This is a genomic window from Vibrio marinisediminis, from assembly GCF_014050145.1.
Classification (GTDB): Bacteria; Pseudomonadota; Gammaproteobacteria; order Enterobacterales; family Vibrionaceae; genus Vibrio; species Vibrio marinisediminis.
Map to the genome: position 1 here is coordinate 1 of NZ_JACFYF010000073.1, position 365 is coordinate 365.

Sequence of the window (365 nt, forward strand, 5' to 3'; positions counted from 1 at the left end):
TCGGGCGTGGATGGGCTTGCGGCCATGCGTCCGAGAACGCTGCGCGCTGGCACGGTCTGGCTGCGGCCGCTCTTGGCGGTATCGCGCGCGGCCTTGCGCGCGGACCTGACGGCGCGGGGCGTCGCATGGGCCGAAGATCCAAGCAACGCGGACCTGCGCTTCGATCGGGTGCGCGTGCGGCAGGCGATGGCGGCGCTCGACCTGCCGGTGGCGCGGCTCGCGGACACGGCGCAGGCGATGGCCCGTGCGCAGGAAGCCCTGGGTCGGCGTGCGGCGGAGGCCGCGCAGGCCGGTGCGGTGCGGTTCGAGGACGGCGATATCCTGCTGACGGCAGATGCCTTGTCCGCGCTGGACGCAGAGACACG

At 74.0% G+C, this 365-nt stretch carries 1 protein-coding gene; it reads left to right on the forward strand.

Features of this window, described 5'->3' with window-relative positions; translation table 11 throughout:
• Positions 1-24: 24 nt before the first annotated feature.
• On the forward strand, positions 25-365 hold a 341-nt coding region (locus H2O73_RS23475), incomplete at its 3' end, for a PP-loop family protein (RefSeq protein ID WP_281364264.1).